14 protein-coding genes, 1 tRNA gene and 1 pseudogene are annotated in these 19,666 nt (G+C 72.6%); 8 read left to right on the forward strand and 8 right to left on the reverse strand.

Going from position 1 to position 19,666, the window contains the following annotated elements; translation table 11 throughout:
- Window positions 1–50: 50 nt before the first annotated feature.
- Window positions 51–2,486: an aminopeptidase N gene (pepN, locus tag JF597_RS34460; RefSeq protein WP_294004421.1), complete on the reverse strand. Its 2,436-nt coding sequence runs from the start codon at window positions 2,484–2,486 to the stop codon at window positions 51–53.
- Between the two features lie 161 nt (window positions 2,487–2,647).
- On the opposite strand from pepN, the gene JF597_RS34465 reads away from it, so the two are divergent.
- On the forward strand, window positions 2,648–3,805 hold the full coding sequence (locus JF597_RS34465; protein WP_294004424.1) for an acyl-CoA dehydrogenase family protein: 1,158 nt from the start codon (window positions 2,648–2,650) through the stop codon (window positions 3,803–3,805).
- A gap of 132 nt (window positions 3,806–3,937) precedes the next feature.
- Here the strand turns inward: JF597_RS34465 and JF597_RS34470 are convergent, their stop codons facing one another.
- The 6 genes from JF597_RS34470 to JF597_RS34495 form a co-directional block, all read right to left on the reverse strand.
- Window positions 3,938–4,267 carry a rhodanese-like domain-containing protein gene (locus JF597_RS34470; protein ID WP_294004494.1) on the reverse strand — a complete coding sequence of 110 codons (330 nt, stop codon included), beginning with the start codon at window positions 4,265–4,267 and terminating at the stop codon, window positions 3,938–3,940.
- A 49-nt stretch (window positions 4,268–4,316) separates the two neighbouring features.
- Window positions 4,317–5,129 (reverse strand): hypothetical protein, encoded by an 813-nt coding sequence (locus JF597_RS34475; protein ID WP_294004427.1) that lies wholly within the window; start codon window positions 5,127–5,129, stop codon window positions 4,317–4,319.
- A gap of 9 nt (window positions 5,130–5,138) precedes the next feature.
- The gene (locus JF597_RS34480; protein ID WP_294004430.1) at window positions 5,139–5,603 is read right to left on the reverse strand and encodes a hypothetical protein; all 465 of its coding nucleotides are present in this window, start codon (window positions 5,601–5,603) and stop codon (window positions 5,139–5,141) included.
- A gap of 78 nt (window positions 5,604–5,681) precedes the next feature.
- A complete protein-coding gene (locus JF597_RS34485; RefSeq protein WP_294004433.1) occupies window positions 5,682–7,145 on the reverse strand; it encodes a DUF2252 domain-containing protein in 1,464 nt (487 codons plus the stop codon).
- Between the two features lie 216 nt (window positions 7,146–7,361).
- Window positions 7,362–8,021, reverse strand: coding sequence for a response regulator transcription factor (locus JF597_RS34490; RefSeq protein WP_294004436.1), 660 nt, complete (start codon window positions 8,019–8,021; stop codon window positions 7,362–7,364).
- A complete protein-coding gene (locus tag JF597_RS34495) occupies window positions 7,994–9,256 on the reverse strand; it encodes a sensor histidine kinase (protein ID WP_294004498.1) in 1,263 nt (420 codons plus the stop codon). Before JF597_RS34495 ends, JF597_RS34490 begins: the two co-directional genes overlap by 28 nt.
- A gap of 198 nt (window positions 9,257–9,454) precedes the next feature.
- Between JF597_RS34495 and JF597_RS34500 the strand changes: the two are divergent.
- Window positions 9,455–10,162: pseudogene (locus JF597_RS34500) on the forward strand (ABC transporter ATP-binding protein); the annotation flags it as partial.
- A 251-nt stretch (window positions 10,163–10,413) separates the two neighbouring features.
- Window positions 10,414–12,858, forward strand: coding sequence for an ABC transporter permease (locus tag JF597_RS34505; protein WP_294004439.1), 2,445 nt, complete (start codon window positions 10,414–10,416; stop codon window positions 12,856–12,858).
- Between the two features lie 182 nt (window positions 12,859–13,040).
- Here JF597_RS34505 and JF597_RS34510 read toward each other — a convergent pair.
- Window positions 13,041–13,124 (reverse strand) — tRNA-Leu (locus JF597_RS34510).
- A 407-nt stretch (window positions 13,125–13,531) separates the two neighbouring features.
- On the opposite strand from JF597_RS34510, the gene JF597_RS34515 reads away from it, so the two are divergent.
- The 5 genes from JF597_RS34515 to JF597_RS34535 all read left to right on the forward strand — a co-directional run bounded on the left by JF597_RS34515 (window position 13,532) and on the right by JF597_RS34535 (window position 19,578).
- Window positions 13,532–14,401: a DUF3662 and FHA domain-containing protein gene (locus tag JF597_RS34515; RefSeq protein WP_294004441.1), complete on the forward strand. Its 870-nt coding sequence runs from the start codon at window positions 13,532–13,534 to the stop codon at window positions 14,399–14,401.
- Window positions 14,402–14,411: 10 nt separating this feature from the next.
- Entirely contained in the window at window positions 14,412–14,936 is a 525-nt protein-coding gene (locus tag JF597_RS34520) for an FHA domain-containing protein (protein WP_294004444.1), read from the forward strand.
- 98 nt (window positions 14,937–15,034) lie between these two features.
- Window positions 15,035–16,618: a Stp1/IreP family PP2C-type Ser/Thr phosphatase gene (locus JF597_RS34525; RefSeq protein ID WP_294004501.1), complete on the forward strand. Its 1,584-nt coding sequence runs from the start codon at window positions 15,035–15,037 to the stop codon at window positions 16,616–16,618.
- A 27-nt stretch (window positions 16,619–16,645) separates the two neighbouring features.
- On the forward strand, window positions 16,646–18,097 hold the full coding sequence (locus tag JF597_RS34530; protein ID WP_294004447.1) for an FtsW/RodA/SpoVE family cell cycle protein: 1,452 nt from the start codon (window positions 16,646–16,648) through the stop codon (window positions 18,095–18,097).
- Entirely contained in the window at window positions 18,094–19,578 is a 1,485-nt protein-coding gene (locus JF597_RS34535) for a penicillin-binding protein 2 (protein WP_294004449.1), read from the forward strand. Before JF597_RS34530 ends, JF597_RS34535 begins: the two co-directional genes overlap by 4 nt.
- Window positions 19,579–19,666 lie beyond the last annotated feature (88 nt).

Genomic DNA, 19,666 nt, shown 5'->3' on the forward strand with positions numbered 1-19,666 from the left:
CGGAACCGAACGATCGGACGGGACCCGGCGGGGCCGTGCCTCGCCGTGGGTCAGGCGTTCGCGACCCGGGCCTGGAGCATGCGGCGGACGGCGTCCGAGCGCTCCAGAAGGGTTTTGCGGACCACGGGGACCGCTTCCCGGGCCGCCTGACGGACCGTCTCGATGTACCCGGCATCGATGGCGTACGACGGGAAGAGATGGGAGGTGTAGGTCATCGCCGGGATCATGCCGCCCTGGTGCAGTTCGGGGATCGCGGCCAGGTAGCGCTCGGCGTAGGGGGCGAGCTGGGCGTCCTGGCCGGGGCGCCAGAAGGCGGCCGCCACCGCGGAGACCGACGCGACGGGCACCTCGCGGTTCACGGCCAGCCGCTGCCAGACCTCGGCCTTCGCGGCCGGATCGGGGAGGGCGGCACGGACGGTGAGGGTGCGCACCCAGGCGTCGGGGTCGGCATCGCGTGCGAGCAGCGCGGCGGACTCGGCGGTGACGTCGCCGCCGAGTTCGGCCTCGCGGACGAGGGCACGCCAGCGCAGGTCGACGTCGTCGCCCGCCTGCTCGCGGAGCCAGGCCAGGTCCTCGGCGCCGGTCGCGGTGCGGGCGAGGCCGCGCAGGGCGACCTGGCGGCGGCCCGGGTCGGCGGCGAGCCGCCGGCACGCCGCGGCCACCGCCTCGGTCAGCGCGGGGCGTTCGGCGGGCGCGGCCCAGAGTTCGGCGATGCTGATGACGAGCGTGAGGTAGGGCTCGATCACGGCGTCGGACGTCTCGGCCGCGAGGACCGCGGTGAGGCAGCGGCCGGCCTCGGCCGCCGTGGCCTCGCCGGCCGTGAGCATGTCCCAGACGGTGGCGGCGGCCACACCCCGCGAGATCGCCGTGGGCAGCTGGGCCGCCGCGCGGAGGAGGGTGTCCAGGGCGGCGGGGTCCGGGCGCGTGGTGGCGAAGGTGAGGTCGTCGTCGTTGACCAGGAGGAGTTCGGAGGTGGCGGGAAGGCCGGTGACCGGGGTGCGGGCCTCGGTGACCTCGACGCGGACCAGCGCGGTGCGTTCCAGGGCGTCGCCGGCACGGTCGTACGCGCCGACCGCGAGGACCTGGGGGCGCGGGTTGCCGTCGGCGAGCAGGGCGACGGTGTCGCCGTCGTGCTCCAGGGTGAAGCGGTCGGTGCCGGCGGTCTCCAGCCAGGCCTTGCGCCAGCCGGTCAGGTCGCGGCCGCCGGCCTCGGCGAGGGCGTCGATCAGGTCCTGGAGGGTGGTGGTGCCCCAGGCGTGCCGGGCGAAGTAGGCGGCCATGCCGGTGCGGAAGCGGTCCTCGCCGACGTAGGTCATCAGCTGGTGCAGGACGGAGGCGCCCTTGGGGTAGGTGATGTTGTCGAAGATCGACGCGGCCTGGGCGACGTCGTGGATGGGCTGGTGGATCGGGTGCGAGACCGGTCCCTGGTCGGAGAGGTAGGCCCTGACCTTGCCGCTGAGGAGATGGCCGGCCCAGGCGTCGGTGTAGCGGGTGGCGCCCTCGGCGGCCCAGTGGCAGGCGAACTCGGCGAAGGCCTCGTTCAGCCACAGGTCGTCCCACCAGCGCATGGTGACGATGTTGCCGAACCACATGTGCGCCATCTCGTGCAGGAGCACCACCGCGAGCAGCTCGCGCTCGGCGGGCGTCGGCTCGGCGCGCCGCAGGAAGGCGTCCGACCAGGTCACGCAGCCGTAGTTCTCCATCGCGCCGCCGAACTCGGGCATGAACACCTGGTCGTAGCTGCGCTGCGGGAACGGCATCGCGAAGGCCTCCGCGTAGAAGGCGAGGCCCTGCCGGGTGAGGGTGAAGACGTCGTCGGCGTCGCGTTCCAGGACCTCGGCGAGCGAACGGCGAGCGTAGATGCCGAGGTCGTGGCCGTCGGCCTCGCGGCGGATCCCGTGGAAGGGGCCGGCGTTGACGACGGTGTTGTACACGGACAGCGGCGGGGTGTCCGGGAAGCTCCAGCGGCGGGCCGCGCCCTGCTCCTCGATCCGCGGGTCACCGGAGTTGCTGAGGACGGTCCAGGCGGCCGGGGCGGTGACGGTGAAGGCGTGCGGGGCCTTGAGGTCGGGCTGGTCGAAGCAGGCCCAGACGAACCGGGCCTCGTCGGGTTCGAAACTCGTCCACACGTACACCTCGCCGTCGGCGGGATCGGTGGCCTTGTGCACGCCCTGCCCGGCCGCGGTGTCGGCCTGGACGCTCTCGACGCGCAGCACGTTGTGCGCGGCCAGTCCGGGCAGCGGGATCCGGCCGTCGCCGGAGGGGGTGAGGGGAGTGCCGTTCAGGGTGGCGGCGCGGACCTCGGCCGCGCAGTCGACGAAGGTCTCCGCGCCCGGTTCGGAGCAGCTGAAGGTGACCGTGGAGACGCAGCGGACCTCCGGCCCGTCGGGCAGCGCGGTGAGGTCGACGTCCACGTCGTACCGCTCGACCCTGATGAGTGCGGCCCGGTGCTCGGCCTCGGTGCGGGTCAGGCTTCGGATCCCCATGTGTCCTCCCTCGTGTGTCCGTCCCCCGTCGGCGGACAGCGGCCGTCAGCCTACGACGGGAGGAGCGGGTGATCGCAGGGGTTTTGGGTTCCCTTCTTCTAGAACCTGTTCTATCTTGACGGACCGTCAGATCAGCGGGGACCCGCCGGGAGGACAGGACCGTGGACTTCACCTTCACCGAGGAGCAGTTGGCGGCGGCCGAGGCGGCACGCGGGGTGTTCGCCGGGGTGGCGCCGGACGCGGTGCCGAGCCCGGCGCTGACCACCGGTGCCGTGGCCGAGGGCTTCGACCGGGAACTGTGGGACAGGCTGGCGGGCGCGGATCTGCTGAGCCTGCTGGTGGGCGAGGAGTACGGCGGCGCCGCTCTGGACGCCATCGCGCTCTGCCTGGTGCTGCGGGAGTCGGCGAAGGTGCTGGCCCGGGTGCCGCTGCTGGAGCACAGCGCGGCCCTGGCGGCCGTCCAGAAATACGGCACGGCAAAGCTGCGGGACCGGCTGGCGGCGCGGGCGGGGCGGGGCGAACTGGTGCTGACCGTCGCCGCGAGCGGGCGCACCGGGCACGACCCGGCCGAGCTCGCGGTGACCGCGCGGCGGGACGGTGACACATGGGTGCTGGACGGGGTGCAGACGGCGGTTCCGTGGGCCTTCGACGCCGGTCTCGTCGTCGTGCCTGCGCGCACCGACGCGGACCGGAGCGTGCTGGCGCTGGTGGCGCCGGGCGGCGGAGGGGGCGCGTCCGGCGTCCCGGCCGGGGTCACGGTCGCCGAGCAGGTGTCGACCAGCGGGGAACGGCTCGGAGAGCTGCGGCTGGAGTCGGCCCGGGTCGCGGGCCGCGACGTGGTGGTGGCGGACGGCGCCTGGGAGTGGCTGCGCGAGCTGCTGGTGACCGGGACGTGTGCGCTGGCGCTCGGGCTGGGTGAGCGGGTCCTGCGGATGACCGCCGAGTACGCCGGCAAGCGGGAGCAGTTCGGGCACCCCATCGCCACGTTCCAGGCGGTGGCCGTGCAGGCCGCCGACCGGTACATCGACCTGCGCGCCATGGAGGCGACGCTGTGGCAGGCGGCGTGGCGGATCGCGTCGGGGGCGGCCGGGGCGCTGCCGGCGGCCGGGGACGTGGCGGTGGCGAAGATCTGGGCGGCCGACGGGGTGCGGCGGGTGGTGCAGACCGCTCAGCATCTGCACGGGGGGTTCGGGGCCGACACGGAGTACGTGCTGCACCGGTACCACGCCTGGGCGAAGCAGATCGAGCTGGCGCTCGGGGGGGCCGGGGCCCATGAGGAGGCGCTGGGGGATCTGCTCGCTGCGCATCCACTGGGGTAGGGGATGCGGAAGGGGGCGTTCGGTCGTGTGTGATCTGCGGGGCGGTGGGGGCCGGTCGCGCAGTTCCTCCCCCGGCCTTCGGCCGGGGGCACCCCCAGCGCCCCTGACGGGGCGCTCCACCGCTGGGTCGCCTCAGACGACGAAGCCCGGCTCTCCCCCGTCCGTGACGACCTCGCGGCCCGCCGCCTGCCACACCTGCATGCCGCCGTCGACGTTCACGGCGTCGATGCCCTGCTGGACCAGGTACATCGTGACCTGGGCCGAGCGGCCGCCGGAGCGGCAGATGACGTGGACGCGGGCGTCCTGGGGAGCCGCCTCGGTGAATTCGCCGTAGCGGGCCGCGAACTCGCTGATCGGGATGTGCAGGGCACCGGCGGCGTGGCCCGCCTGCCACTCGTCGTCCTCGCGGACGTCCAGGAGGAAATCGCCGTCCTTGAGGTCCGCGACCTCGACCGTGGGCACACGCGCTGCGAAGTTCATGTCCCCGACGCTACCCGACCGGGGCGGAGGCCTACTCCTGGGTCAGCAGGGCCGCCAGTTCCGCCTCGCGTTCGGTCACGTCCTTCCGGAGCCGCTCGGCGATCTCGTCGAGGAGACCGTCGGGGTCGTCGGGGGCCAGCCGGAGCAGGCCGGCGATGGGGCCGTTCTCCAGCTCCTTGGCGACCAGGCCGAGCAGTTCCTTGCGCTCGGAGAGCCACTCCAGGCGGGCGTACAGCTCCTCGGCCCGGCTCGGCCTGCGCTCCGGCGGGACCGGTCCGGCCGCCCACTCCTCGGCCAGCTCGCGCAGCAGGGCCTCGTCGCCACGGGCGTAGGCCGCGTTGACCCGGCTGAGGAACTCCTCGCGCCGCTGCTGCTCGGCCTCGTCCTGCACCAGGTCCGGGTGGGCCTTGCGGGCCAGCTCGCGGTAGAGGCGGCGGGCCTCCTCGCCGGGGCGGACCCGCTGCGGCGGCCGGACCTCCTGCTCGGTGAGCATCGCGACGGCCTCCGGGAACAGGCCGTCGCCGTCCATCCAGCCGTGCAGCAGCTCCTCGACACCGGGGATGGGCAGGACCCGGGCCCGGGCCTCCTCGGCGGCACGGATGTCCTCGGGGTCGCCGGTGCGGGCGGCCTTCGCCTCGGCGATCCGCGCGTCCAGCTCCTCGATGCGGAGGTAGAGGGGGCCGAGCTTCTGTTCGTGCAGGCGGGAGAAGTTCTCCACCTCGACACGGAAGGTCTCGACCGCGATCTCGTACTCGATCAACGCCTGCTCGGCGGCCCGTACGGCCTGCTCCAGCCGCTCCTCGGGCCGCGGTGCCTGGGACTGCTCAGCTTCCGGGGTCGTCACCCGACCAGCCTAGGCCCTGTCGTCGTCGTCGGTGGCCGGGACCCATTCGGCGACCAGATCGGTGCAGGCCACGACGAGGGTGCCGGGACGGCAGGCCAGCTCGTGGGTGCAGCCGCCGGGATGCGGGAGGATCTCGTCGAGGATCACCTCGCCGAGCGAGGTGAGATCGCAGGCGCCCAGGATGTCCGTCTGGAAGCGGGAGACGCCCGTGTAGCGGACGATCAGGTCCTCGTCGTGCCGGTGGCAGTCGTGGCGGAAGCGGATCTCCATGTCGGCGGGGGCCGTGCGGCGCATGTCCAGCGGGCGCAGGTCCTTCACGCAGCGGCGGCCGCCGAAGTCGTAGTGGCGCGGGTCGGTGGCGAAGGCACGGGCGCCGGGGGGCAGGCCGCCGGCGAGTTCCGGCAGCCGCTCCAGGTAGGGGCCCGGGTCGATGGAGACCGCGGCCGCGTCCTCGGCGATTTCGACGTACTTCACATCAGCACCTCTCGGAAGACCGGAGGCCGGAAGCCGGAAGCGGGGGACGGGAGCCGGAGCGCACGCGGACCACGCGGATCACACCCCGAGCTCCGCCGCTATCCGTCCCGCCCGCACCGCGGTCACCAGCTCCTCGTGGTCGGCCTCCGTGCGGTCGGCGTAGGTCACCGCGAACCCGGCGATCGCCTCGTCCAGCTCCTCGTTCTTGCCGCAGTAGCCGGCGATCAGGCGCGGGTCGGCACTGTGCGAGTGGGCGCGCGCCAGCAGGGCGCCGGTCATCCGGCCGTAGTCGTCGATCTGGTCGGGGGACAGGGCGGCCGGGTCGACGCTGCCCTTGCGGTTGCGGAACTGGCGGACCTGGAACGGGCGGCCGTCCACCGTGGTCCAGCCGAGCAGGATGTCGCTGACCACCTGCATCCGCTTCTGGCCGAGGACAACCCGGCGGCCCTCGTGGTCGACGGCCGCCGTCTCGAAGCCGGCCGTGGCGAGATGGGGGACGAGCGCGGACGGGCGGGCCTCCTTGACCTGGAGGATCAGCGGCTCGCCGCGGTGGTCGAGGAGGAGGACGACGTAGGAGCGGGTGCCGACGCTGCCGGTGCCGACGATCCGGAAGGCGACGTCGTGCGGGGTGTGCCGGGCGAGCAGCGGGTGACGGTCCTCGGAGAGCGTGGTCACGTAGTGCTCCAGGGCGGCGGTGACCGCCTCGGCCTCCGCGTCCGGGACCCGGCGCAGCACCGGCACGGCGTCCACGAAGCGGCGGCCGCCGTCCTCGGTGGGCTCGGTGGAGCGGGCCGCGAACCGGCCGCTGGTGTTGGCGTGGGCCTTCTCCGAGACCCGGCGCAGGGTGCCGATCATGTCGTGGGCGTCGGAGTGGGAGACCAGTTCCTCGTCCGCGATCGCGTTCCACGCGTCCAGGACCGGGAGCTTGGCCAGCAGGCGCATGGTGCGGCGGTAGGCGCCGGCCGCGTCGCCCGCCGCCTTGCGGCACATGTCCTCGTCGGCGCCCGCCTCCCGGCCGGCCAGCACCAGGGAGGCGGCGAGCCGCTTGAGGTCCCACTCCCAGGGGCCGAGCACCGTCTCGTCGAAGTCGTTCAGGTCGATGACGAGGTCGCCGCGCGGGTCGCCGTACAGACCGAAGTTGGCCGCGTGGGCGTCGCCGCAGACCTGGGTGGCGATCCTGGTCATCGGGGTGCGGGCCAGGTCGTGCGCCATCAGGCCGGCCGAGCCGCGCAGGAACGCGAACGGGCTCGCCGCCATCCTGCCGACCCTTATCGGGATCAGCTCCGCAATGCGGTCCCGGTTGGACTCCTCGACCGCGCGGACCGCGTCGGGGCGCGAGCCGTCCAGGTCCAGGGCGTCATGGCTGCGGCGCGGCACCGCCGAACGCAGCGCCTTTCCCTCCTCCTTGGGGGAGCCCTGCGAAGGCCACTGCGCAAAGCCCTTCGGCGCGGGCAGCTTGCGCCCGCCGGCCGCCGTCGGCTCTTCCACTCCGGTCACGTCGACCGCCTCCCCCGTACTCCACGCACGCACACGCACGAACATCAACTCGTGGAGACGGTACAGGTGGGGGGCCGAGAGCCGTCAGACCCTGTGGATAACTTCAGGGGCATTCAGATGGGTTGGTGCATGCCGTCGACCGTCTGCGGGCCGGTGGGGGCCGTTCGCGCAGTCCCCTCGCCCCTTGAGGCGGGACACCCACCTTTCTTGGGTGCGCACCCGCGGCCGAACCACCGCAGCACGCCCCGAAAACCAGAGGCCTCACGCCCGCAGATACGCCAGCACAGCCAGCACCCGCCGATGCGAGTCCTCCGCCGGCGGCAGGTCCAGCTTCGTCAGGATCCCCCCGATGTGCTTGCCCACCGCCGCCTCCGAGACCACCAGCTCTCGCGCGATCGCCCCGTTCGACTTCCCCTCGGCGACCAGCGCGAGCACCTCCCGCTCGCGCGGGGACAGCCGCTCCAGCGGATCCCGGCGCCGGCGCAGCAGTTGCCGTACCACCTCGGGGTCGACCACCGTCCCCCCGTCCGCCACCTCCCCCAACGCCGCGACGAACTCCGCCACCTGCCCCACCCGGTCCTTGAGCAGGTACCCGATGCCCGACCCGTCCCCGGAGTCGAGGAGTTCGGCGACGTAACTGCGCTGGACGTACTGGCTGAGGACCAGGATCGGCAACGTCGGCCGGGACGCGCGCAGCCGCACCGCCGCGTGCAGGCCCTCGTCCTGGAAGCCCGGCGGCATCCGCACGTCGGTCACGACGACGTCGGGCGCGTGCTCCTCGACCGCGGCGACCAGCGCCTCCGCGTCCCCCACCGCGGCGACCACCTCGTGGCCGAACCGGCCCAGCAGCCCCGCGATCCCCTCTCGCAGCAGCACGCCGTCCTCGGCCAGGACTACGCGCAGAGGTCGATCGGCTCGCACGGCAACTCCACACGCAGCAGGGTCGGTCCGCCCGGCGGGCTGGACAGGGAGAGTCTGCCATCGAGGACGGACACCCGGTCCGCCAGTCCGGTGAGGCCGCTGCCCGCCTCGGCGTCCGCGCCGCCGCGGCCGTCGTCGCGCACCTCCAGGTGCAGCCGGCCGTCCCGGTGTCCGCCGGTCACCTCGCAGCGGCCCGCACCACTGTGCCGGTCGACTTTGGCGAGCGCCTCCCGCACCACGAAGTACGCGGCGGCCTCGACCGCCTCCGGCAGCCGCCCGGGCAACCGGAACCCGACGTCCACAGGAACGGCCGTCCGATCCGCCGCATCCGCCACCGCCGCCTCCAGACCGTGGTCGGCCAGCACCTTCGGATGGATCCCGTGCACGATCTCCCGCAGTTCGGCGAGTGCCTCGCCCGCCTCCCGCTGGGCCTTGGCGAGCTGGTCGGCGAGCGGTCCCGGCGAGGCGTCCAGGATGGCCAGTCCCAGGGTCATCGACAGGGCGACCAGACGTTGCTGGGCCCCGTCGTGCAGATCCCGCTCGATGCGCCGCCGTTCCGCCTCGAAGGCGTCCACCAACCGCGCCCGGGACCGCGCCAGTTCGACGACCCTCTGCCCCAACTCGGCCTCGCGCGGCGCGATCAGCAGCCGGACGAGACCGGCCCGCGCACCGGCCGCCACGCCCAGCGCATAGCCGCCGAGGGCCAGCAGCAGCATCCCGGCGAGCGCGATACCGAAGGCGGCCGGCCAGCCGGTGACCGTCCACGCCTTCAGGACCTTCGTCTCCCGGCCGCCGCCGACCGTGGCCAGCAGCAGCGGGGCCGCGGCCATCGACAGCGGGCAGAGCAGCGCGAGCACCACGGCGAGCGCGTCCACCGCCCACAACAGGCCCGCGAACAGGAGCGCATGGCCGAGCTCGCGCCAGGTCGCCCGCTCCCGCAGCCGGGTCGCGAGCCACGCCCGCAGTCCCGGGGCGGACGGCCGGACATGGGGGTCGTACACCCGCTCTCGGTCGACCAGCCGCAGCCTGCGCCTTTCCAGCCAGGCGACCGGAAGGCCCGCGAGCGCCGTGAGGAGCAGCAGCGGCAGCCCGACGAGGACGACGGCGAGCACCCCGCCGACCGCGACCGCGGCCACCAGCCCGACCAGGAGTACGGCTCCGGTCACCGCGCCGGTCACCAGGTAACCGGCGGCCCGCCAGGGCCAGGAGGAGATCAGGAAACCGGGCCCGGCCATGGCCTGCCAGACGCTGCGGGGACGGGGCTGCATGCGGTCACCGTAGGCGGCGGGCAGGGGACGCGGCCATCGGTCCAGCCGCCGGAGCGGGGGTATGCCTGGCCCTACCCCGAGTCTCGGTCCTGCCGCAGTGCGCCGCCCCGTCCCCGGACGGTTTCGTGGGCGTACCGCCGCCGTCGAACCGACATGTGAGGACCCATGGACGCCATCAACCTGCGCTCCGTCAGCAGACGCCACGGCTCCGGCGACCGCGCCGTCGTCGCGCTCGACGAGGTCTCCCTGGACTTTCCGAGGGGGACGTTCACCGCCGTCATGGGGCCGTCCGGCTCCGGCAAGTCGACCCTGCTGCAGTGCGCGGCGGGCCTCGACCGGCCGACCTCCGGGTCCGTCCTGCTGGGCGGGACCGAACTGACCGGGCTGAGCGAGACGAAGCTGACCCTGCTGCGCCGGGAGCGCGTCGGCTTCGTCTTCCAGGCCTTCAACCTGCTGCCCTCGCTCACCGCCGAGCAGAACGTGGCGTTGCCGCTGCGGCTGGCGGGCCGCCGTCCCCCGCGGGCCCGGGTACGCGAGGTCCTCGACCGGGTCGGACTCGCGGACCGCGCCCGGCACCGGCCGAGCGAGCTGTCCGGCGGGCAGCAGCAGCGCGTCGCGCTGGCCCGCGCCCTGATCACCCGCCCCGACGTCCTGTTCGGCGACGAGCCCACCGGCGCCCTGGACTCACGGACCGGCCACACGGTGCTGGCGCTGCTGCGCGCCATGGTGGACGAGGAGCACCGGACGACCGTCATGGTCACCCACGACCCGGTCGCCGCCTCCTACGCCGACCGTGTCGTCTTCCTCGTCGACGGCCGGGTCGCCGGCGAACTGACCGGCGCACCCGCCACCGACATCGCCACCCACCTGACCGGACCGGAGACCCCACCGTCGAGTCCGCGGACCCAGCCCCCCGAACAGCCGGAGACCCCACCGTCCAGGCCCCATGCCCCACCATCCAAGTCCGAGACCATGCCCTCCGAGCCGCAGGCCCAACAGCCCGGACCGAAAACCCCGCCGTCCCCGCCGCAGGCCCAGCCGCCCAGACCGACACCCCCGCCGTCCCCGCCGCAGGCCCAGCCACCGAAGTCGGAGCCCCTGCCCTCCGAGCCGGAGGCCCAGCCGTGCTGAGTATCGCCGTGTACACCCTGCGTGCCCGCCGGGTCACCTTCGTCGGCAGCTTCGTCGCCCTCGCGCTGGGCGTGGCCCTGCTCACCGTGATGGGGCTGGCTCTCGCCTCCTCGCTGGACGCGCCACGGCGGGCCCCGGAGCGGTTCGCCGCCGCGCGGGTCGTCGTCAAGGGCGCCGACACCCTGCGGGTCGCCACCCCGATCGGCACCCGCACCCAGCGGCTCGCCCGGCCGCGGGCCGTACCCGCCGCCGCCGTCGCCCGGTTGCAGAGACTCGGCGAGGTCACCCTCGACCGGACCTTCGCCGTGCACGCCGAGAACGGGCCCGGCGACCTCGTCGGGCACCCCTGGCCGGTCGCCGCCTTCGCGTCGTACGAACTCACCTCGGGCCGCGCACCGCGCACCGCCCGCGAGGTCGTCGTCACCGGGACCTGGGCGAAGCCCGGCCGCACCCTCCGCACGGACCACGGCGGCGTCACCGTCGTCGGCACGGTCGCCGACCTCGGCTTCGAGCACCCCGTCTTCTACACCGAGGCACAGGCGGCACGGCTGGCGTCCCGCAGCACCCAGCTGGTCGTGGCCGCGCGACCGGCGGCCGTACGGAACGCGGTGCGGGGCATCCCGGGCCTCCAGGTCCTCACCGGCGACGGCCGGCGACTCGCCGACCCGGACCCGGACCGCGACCGCGTGGCGCTGACCGCGCTGAACGCCCTGTTCGGCACCGCCGGCGGGGTCACCGCCTTCGTGTCGGTCTTCGTGGTGGCGTCCACCTTCGCCTTCGCGGTCGCCCAGCGCCGCCGCGAGTTCGGCCTGCTGCGCACCGCCGGGGCGACACCCGGGCAGCTCCGCAGGACGGTGCTGGCCGAGGCCCTGCTGGTCGGGGCGCTCGCCTCGGCGGCGGGCTGCGTGCTCGGCGGGTACGGCGCACCCCGCCTCGCCCGCTGGACCGCGGACGGTGGCCTCGCCCCCGGCTGGTTCCGGATCGGCGGCCACACCTGGCCGTACGGCGCCGCCTTCGCGACCGGTCTGCTCGTCGCCCTGCTGGGCGCGGCCGCCGCGTCCTGGCGGGCGGGCCGGACCGGGCCGACGGAGGCGTTGCGCGAGGCCGACGTGGATGACAGGCCGATGACCCGGGGGCGCCGGCTGTGCGGTGCGGGCCTGTTGCTGACCGCGGCCGTGCTGCTGCTCCTCGACCCACCCGGCGACCTGCTGCACCGCAAGACCTACGTGAGCCGGCCGATGGTGCTGATCACGGCCGTCGCCCTGCTCTCTCCCCTCCTGGTCCGTCCCCTGGTCCGGCTGCTCGCCCGGGCCCCGGCCCGGCTCCCCGGCGCCACCGGCCTGCTGGTGCGCGAAAGCGCGACGGCCGGGGTGCGTCGTACGGCGGCCGTCGCGGCGCCCGCGCTGGTGACCGTCGCCCTCGCCGGCTCGCTGCTGGGCGCCACCGCGAACCTGAACGCGGCCCGGGCCGCCGAGACCCGAGACCGGACCACTGCGGCCTTCGTCGTCACGCCCCCGGACGGCGCCGGGTTCGACGAGGCGACGCTCCGGGCGGTGCGCGCGGTGCCGGGCGCCCAGGCGTCGGCGACCTCGGCGAGCGCGGTGTACGTGCTGGAGGACGGGGTCGCCCTGATCAGGTCCGAGGCGCGGGCCGCCGTTCCGGCCGCGCTGGCGGCCACCGCCCGCCTCCCGCTCGCCTCCGGCCGGGTCACCGCGCTCGACGACGACTCGATCATCGTGAACGAGGAGTGGGAGCGGCACACCGTCGGGCAGCGGGTCCGGGTCTGGCTCGGCGACGGCACCCGGAAGACGTTGCGCATCGCCGCCGTGCTGCGGACCGGCACCGGTGACAACGGCGTGTACGTCACCCCGGCCAACGCCTCGGGCGCGGCCGTCGACCGGATCGACGTGGCCCTGAGGGACGGCGCGGACGCGGGCGCGGTGGCCGCCGGGCTGCGGGAGGCGGTCCGGGCGGGCGGTGGACGGGTGCGCACGGCGGACCAGTGGGTCGCGGCGGCCTACCCGCGAACCGACCGGACCACCCGGCTCGGCGTCCTCCTGGTCCTCGGCATCGCACTGCTCTACACCGGGATCTCCCTGGTCAACACCATGACGATGGCCACTGCCGACCGGGTGCGCGAACTGGCCGCGCTGCGGCTGGCCGGGGCCACCCGGGGGCAGGTGCTGCGGCTGGTCGGCGCGGAGGCGCTGACGGTGGTCGCGGTCGGGGCGCTGCTGGGACTGCTGGTCGCGGTGGTCGAACTGGCGGGAATGTGGCGGGCCCTGCACCTGCTGTCGGCGCCGGTCGTGATCCGGCTGCCGTGGTCGGCCATCGGCACGGCGGCGGGAGCCTGCGCGCTGCTCGCCGCGACCGCCGCCGTCGCCACCGTGTGGCCCGCCCTGCACCCCGGGAAGGACCAGGCCCCGCCCGTGAGATAGCTCACGGGCCGGCGTCCTCCGCGCCCTCCGCATGCCCCGGCAGCACCGTGCGATGCCTCACAGCCGCACCCCGCCGCCGACCACCCACCGAACGCCCCGCCGGCAGCCGGTGGACAACGAGAAACGGGCCCCCGCTGTGACTTCCGTCACCGGCGGAGACCCGTTTCACCGGTATCTCTCTGTGCGCGAGGGGGGAGTTGAACCCCCACGCCCTTGCGGGCACTGGAACCTGAATCCAGCGCGTCTGCCTATTCCGCCACCCGCGCATTGGGTGTGTCTTCCGGCTTCAGGCCCGTTGTTTCCTTCGGGCTGGCCCCTTCCGACATCGAGAACACTAGCACGTGGGACACGGTGGGTTCACATCCCTTTCCCCTGGGCAGCGCTCACCTGGTGATCACGTACCGAGCAGTCCGCGGTCACGTATCAACCTCGTACCGGTAGAGCCCATCTCTCCAGGAGACGGATCGGGTCCACAGTCAGGTGCGGGACACTGGACGTGGGCCACCTCTACGATCCATGGCAGAACGAGCGCCGATCCCGGCGGGAGAGCACGCCGAGGAGTTCGAAGAGGGGCCGCTGGGGGAACCGGCTGATTGCCGGGCGCGTAGATACGATCAGTGAGCGGTAACGGCAACGGCAGTCAGTAGGGGCAAGGCGACAGAGGAGGTGCCCTGTGGGAGTCCTGAAGAAGTTCGAGCAGCGTCTCGAAGGTCTGGTCAACGGCACCTTCGCCAAGGTGTTCAAGTCCGAGGTCCAGCCCGTGGAGATCGCCGGCGCGCTGCAGCGCGAGTGCGACAACAACGCGACCATCTGGAACCGGGACCGGACCGTCGTGCCCAATGACTTCATCGTGGAGCTGAGCGCGCCCGACTTCGAGCGGCTCAGCCCCTACTCCGGGCAGCTCGGCGACGAGCTCGCCGGGATGGTCCGCGACTACGCCAAGCAGCAGCGTTACACGTTCATGGGGCCGATCAAGGTCAACCTGGAGAAGGCCGACGACCTCGACACCGGCCTGTACCGGGTGCGCAGCCGCACGCTCGCCTCCTCCAGCAACCAGCAGGACCCCGAGCGCGCCCCCGCGGGCGGTGCCCCGCAGCGTCCGGGCGGCTACGGCTACCCGCAGCAGAGCGCCGCCGCCCCGCCGATGCCGAGTGCCCCGCCGCCCGGTGCCCGCCCCGGCGGTTACGGGTACCCGCAGCCGACCCAGCCGGCCGCCCAGCGGCCGCCCTCGGGTCCCGTCGGCGCCTCGGCGCCCGGCTCCCGCACCCGCTACTGGATCGAGATCAACGGCACCCGCCATCAGATCTCCCGCGCGACGCTCGTGCTGGGCCGCAGCACCGAGGCCGACGTGCGGATCGACGACCCCGGCGTCTCCCGCCGGCACTGCGAGATCCGGACCGGAACGCCCTCGACGATCCAGGATCTCGGGTCCACCAACGGCATCGTGGTGGACGGGCAGCACACCACCCGCGCTACGCTCCGCGACGGCTCGCGGATCGTCGTGGGCAGCACCACCATCATTTACCGGCAAGCCGAAGGGTGAAGCGGGGGCAATGTCAGAGCTGACCCTCACGGTCATGCGGCTGGGTTTCCTGGCCGTACTGTGGCTGTTCGTGATCGTGGCCGTGCAGGTCATCCGCAGCGACCTGTTCGGTACGCGCGTCACCCAGCGCGGATCGCGTAGGGAAGAAGGCCGCCGGCAGCAGCCCGCCGCCCGGCAGCAGGCCGCGCCCCCGCAGCAGCGCGCCCAGCAGCCCGCGGCCGGCGGCCGCGGGCGCCGGAACGCCCCCACCAAGCTGGTCGTCTCCGAGGGCACCCTCACCGGTACGACGGTCGCGCTCCAGGGACAGACCATCACCCTCGGCCGCGCCCACGACTCGACGATCGTGCTGGACGACGACTACGCCTCCAGCCGCCATGCCAGGATCTACCCGGACCGCGACGGCCAGTGGATCGTCGAGGACCTCGGCTCGACCAACGGCACCTACCTGGACCGGTCCCGGCTGACGACTCCCACGCCGGTCCCGCTGGGCGCACCGATCCGCATCGGCAAAACCGTCATCGAGCTGCGGAAGTAGTGCTACATCATGGATAGGCGCGAGCGGAGCGAGCACGCAGCGGCGGACCGGACGCCGGTCCCCGGCGCGCTCCCGACCGGAGGGTGGGCACCGTGCGGATGTACCCGGAGCCGACGGGCGAGGTGCGCATGAGTCTGTCACTGCGCTTCGCCGCCGGATCGCACAAAGGCATGATCCGGGAGGGCAACGAGGACTCCGTCCGGGAGGGCAACGAGGACTCCGGTTACGCCGGTCCCCGCCTGCTCGCCATCGCCGACGGCATGGGCGGCCAGGCCGCCGGTGAGGTCGCCTCCTCCGAGGTGATCTCCACCCTGGTCACGCTCGACGACGACGTGCCCGGCTCCGACATCCTCACCTCCCTCGGCCACGCCGTGCAGCGCGCCAACGACCAGCTGCGCGCCATGGTGGAGGAGGACCCCCAGCTCGAAGGCATGGGGACCACCCTCACCGCCCTGCTGTGGACCGGGCAGCGGCTCGGCCTCGTGCACGTCGGCGACTCCCGCGCGTACCTGCTCCGTGACGGCGTGCTCACGCAGATCACCCAGGACCACACCTGGGTGCAGCGGCTCGTCGACGAGGGCCGGATCACCGAGGAAGAGGCCACCACCCACCCGCAGCGCTCGCTGCTGATGCGGGCGCTCGGCAGCGGCGACCACGTCGAGCCGGACCTGTCGATCCGCGAGGTGCGCGCGGGTGACCGTTATCTCATCTGCTCCGACGGGCTCTCCGGCGTCGTCTCCCACCAGACCCTGGAGGAGACCCTCGCCAGCTACCAGGGACCGCAGGAGACCGTGCAGGAGCTGATCCAGCTCGCGCTGCGCGGCGGCGGCCCCGACAACATCACGGTCATCATCGCGGACGTCCTCGACCTGGACACCGGCGACACCCTCGCGGGCCAGCTCTCCGACACCCCGGTCGTGGTCGGAGCGGTCGCCGAGAACCAGCACCACCTGCACGACAACGGTTACATGCAGACCCCCGCGGGCCGCGCCGCCAACCTCGGCCGGCAGGGCCACGGCGGCGGCGGCGAGTTCGGCCCGCCCGGCTCCGGCGACACCACCGGCTACGTCCCCACCGACAGCTTCGGCGACTACACCGACGACGACTTCGTCAAGCCCCGCAGGGGCCGCAGGTGGCTGAAGAGATCCTTCTACAGCGTGCTCGCCCTCGCCGTGATCGGCGGGGGTCTGTACGGCGGCTACCGCTGGACGCAGACGCAGTACTACGTCGGCGCCAACGGCGAGCACGTCGCGCTGTACCAGGGCATCAGCCAGGACCTGGCCTGGGTGTCACTGTCGAAGGTGGAGACGGACCACCCCGAGATCGAACTCAAGTACCTGCCTCCGTACCAGCAGAAGCAGGTCAAGGCGACCATCGCCGAGGGCGGTCTCCAGGACGCCCGGTCGAAGGTCCAGGAGCTGGCCGTGCAGGCCTCCGCCTGCAAGAAGGAGTCGGAGCGCACCGCCGCCGAGTCCAAGACCAGCTCCAAGACCGGCCAGGGCGAGGCCGGCGGCACCACGGGAACCACCAAGACCTCTCTCACGTCCAAGGCCTCGCCCAGCCCTTCGCACTCGGCGTCCTCCACGGCGTCACCGTCCCCGTCCCCCTCAGCGACCCCCAGCCCCGGCCCCACCCTCTCGGAGGATGAGCAGAAGGTCGTCTCGCTGTGCGGTAAGCAGTAGGCAAGCCGTGAGAGGCCCTGTCACACGATGAGCAGTACTACCAACACGTCGACGAACCACACGTCCACGATCGGCTCCATCGGCACCCCGAGCCGGCGCAACACCGAGCTCGCGCTCCTGGTGTTCGCCGTCGCCATCCCGGTGTTCGCCTACGCCAACGTGGGCCTGGCCATCAACGACAAGGTCCCCGCCGGGCTGCTGAGCTACGGACTCGGCCTCGGCCTCCTTGCCGCCGTCGCGCACCTCGCCGTCCGCAAGTTCGCCCCCTACGCGGACCCGCTGCTGCTGCCGCTGGCCACCCTGCTCAACGGCCTCGGCCTGGTCGCCATCTGGCGGCTGGACCAGTCCAAGCTGCTGCAGCAGATCCACGTGGCCGGCGGCAAGGCGACCAACCAGCTGATCTACACCGCGATGGGCATCGCCCTGTTCGTCGCCGCGCTGGTCTTCCTCAAGGACCACCGCGTCCTGCAGCGCTACACGTACATCTCGATGGCCGGCGCGCTGGTCCTGCTGCTGCTCCCCCTCGTCCCGGGCCTCGGCGCGGACCTCACCTACGGCGCCAAGATCTGGATCAAGGTCGGCAGCTTCACCATCCAGCCCGGCGAGTTCGCCAAGATCGTCCTCGCGATCTTCTTCGCCGGCTACCTGATGGTCAAGCGCGACGCGCTCGCGCTCGCCAGCCGCCGCTTCATGGGCCTGTACCTGCCGCGCGGCCGTGACCTCGGCCCGATCATCGTCGTCTGGATGCTCTCGATCCTCATCCTGGTCTTCGAGACCGACCTCGGTACGTCGCTGCTGTTCTTCGGAATGTTCGTCATCATGCTGTACGTCGCCACCGAGCGGACCAGCTGGATCGTCTTCGGTCTGCTGATGTCGGCGGCCGGTGCGGTCGGCGTGGCCAGCTTCGAGCCGCACGTGCAGACCCGTGTCCAGGCCTGGCTCAACCCGATGCGCGAGTACACGCTCAGCCGCAACGGAAGCAACGACGGCATCCTCCACTCCGAGCAGGCCATGCAGGCCCTGTGGGCCTTCGGCTCCGGCGGCACCCTCGGCACCGGCTGGGGCCAGGGTCACTCCGAGCTGATCCGCTTCGCCGCCAACTCCGACTTCATCCTCGCCACCTTCGGCGAGGAGCTGGGCCTGGCCGGCATCATGGCCATCCTGCTCGTCTACGGCCTGATCGTGGAACGCGGTGTGCGCACCGCCCTCGCCGCCCGCGACCCGTTCGGCAAGCTGCTCGCCGTCGGCCTCTCCGGCGCCTTCGCCCTCCAGGTCTTCGTCGTCGCCGGCGGTGTGATGGGCCTCATCCCGCTGACCGGTATGACGATGCCGTTCCTCGCGTACGGCGGTTCCTCCGTGATCGCCAACTGGGCGCTCATCGGCGTGCTCATCCGCATCAGCGACACCGCCCGCCGCCCGGCCCCGGCCCCCGCCAGCAACCCCGACGCCGAGATGACCCAGGTGGTCCGTCCCTCATGAACAAACCCCTGCGCCGGATCGCGATCTTCTGCGGCCTCCTGGTCCTCGCCCTGCTGCTGCGCGACAACTGGCTCCAGTACGTCAAGGCCGACACCCTCCGCGAGGACCCCGCCAACCGCCGCGTCACGATCGCCCGCTACTCCACCCCGCGCGGCGACATCATCGTCGACGGCAACCCGATCACCGGCTCCACGGCCTCCAGCTCCTCCGGTCTCAACGACCTGAAGTACAAGCGCACGTACAAGAACGGCCCCATGTGGTCGCCGGTCACCGGCTATGCCTCCCAGGCCTTCGGCGCCAACCAGCTGGAGAGCCTGGAAGACGGCATCCTCACCGGCAACGACGACCGGCTCTTCTTCCGCAACACCCTCGACATGATCACGGGCAAGCAGAAGCAGGGCGGCAACGTCGTCACCACCCTCAACGCGGCGGCCCAGAGCGCCGCCTACAACGGGCTGAAGAAGCAGGGCGGCAAGGGCGCGGTCGTCGCCCTGGACCCGTCCACGGGCAAGATCCTGGCCCTGGCGAGCTACCCGTCGTACGACCCCTCGGCCTTCGCCGGCACCTCGGACACCGACGCCGAGGCGTGGAAGAAGCTCCAGAAGAAGTACAACCCGAACGACCCGATGCTGAACCGGGCGCTGCGCGAGACCTACCCGCCGGGCTCCACCTTCAAGGTCGTCACCGCCGCGGCCGCGCTGCAGAACGGGCTGTACAAGTCGGCCGACGAGAACACCAACTCCCCGCTGCCCTACGTCATGCCCGGCACCACCACCGAGCTGAAGAACGAGGGCAACATCCCCTGCAAGAACGCGACCATGCGGAACGCGCTCAAGTTCTCCTGCAACACCGTCTTCGGCAAGATCGGCGCCGACCTCGGCAACGACAAGATGCTCTCCGAGGCGAAGAAGTTCGGATTCGACTCCGAGCAGTTCACCCCGGTCCGCTCCAGCGCCTCGGTCTTCTCCGACAACATGAACCAGTCGCAGACCGCGCTGTCCTCGATCGGCCAGTACAACACCGCCGCGACCCCGCTCCAGATGGCCATGGTCGCCTCCGCGGTCGCCAACGACGGCAAGCTGATGAAGCCGTACATGATCGACAAGCTGCAGTCGTCGAACCTGGACACCATCTCCCAGACGGACCCCCAGGAGATGAGCCAGCCGCTGTCCTCCTCCAACGCCCAGATCCTCCAGTCCATGATGGAGACGGTCGTCAAGGACGGCACCGGCAAGAACGCCCAGATCAACGGCATCACCGTGGGCGGCAAGACCGGTACCGCCCAGCACGGCGTGGAGAACAGCGAGAACCCCTACGCCTGGTTCATCTCGTACGCCAAGCTCCCCGACGGCAGCAAGCCGGTCGCGGTCGCCGTGGTGATCGAGGACGACCAGGCCAACCGTGACGACATCTCCGGCGGCGGCCTCGCGGCCCCGATCGCGAAGAGCGTGATGGAGGCAGTCATCAAGAGCAAGCAGTAACGCGGCCGCCACCTGACCAAGAAGAAGGGGCCACCATGCGCTCCCCGCCACCTGAAGGTGATTCCTCAGAGGGAGTGCATGATGGCCC

The sequence above is a fragment of the Streptomyces sp. genome (genome assembly GCF_019510245.1).
Classification (GTDB): Bacteria; Actinomycetota; Actinomycetes; order Streptomycetales; family Streptomycetaceae; genus Streptomyces.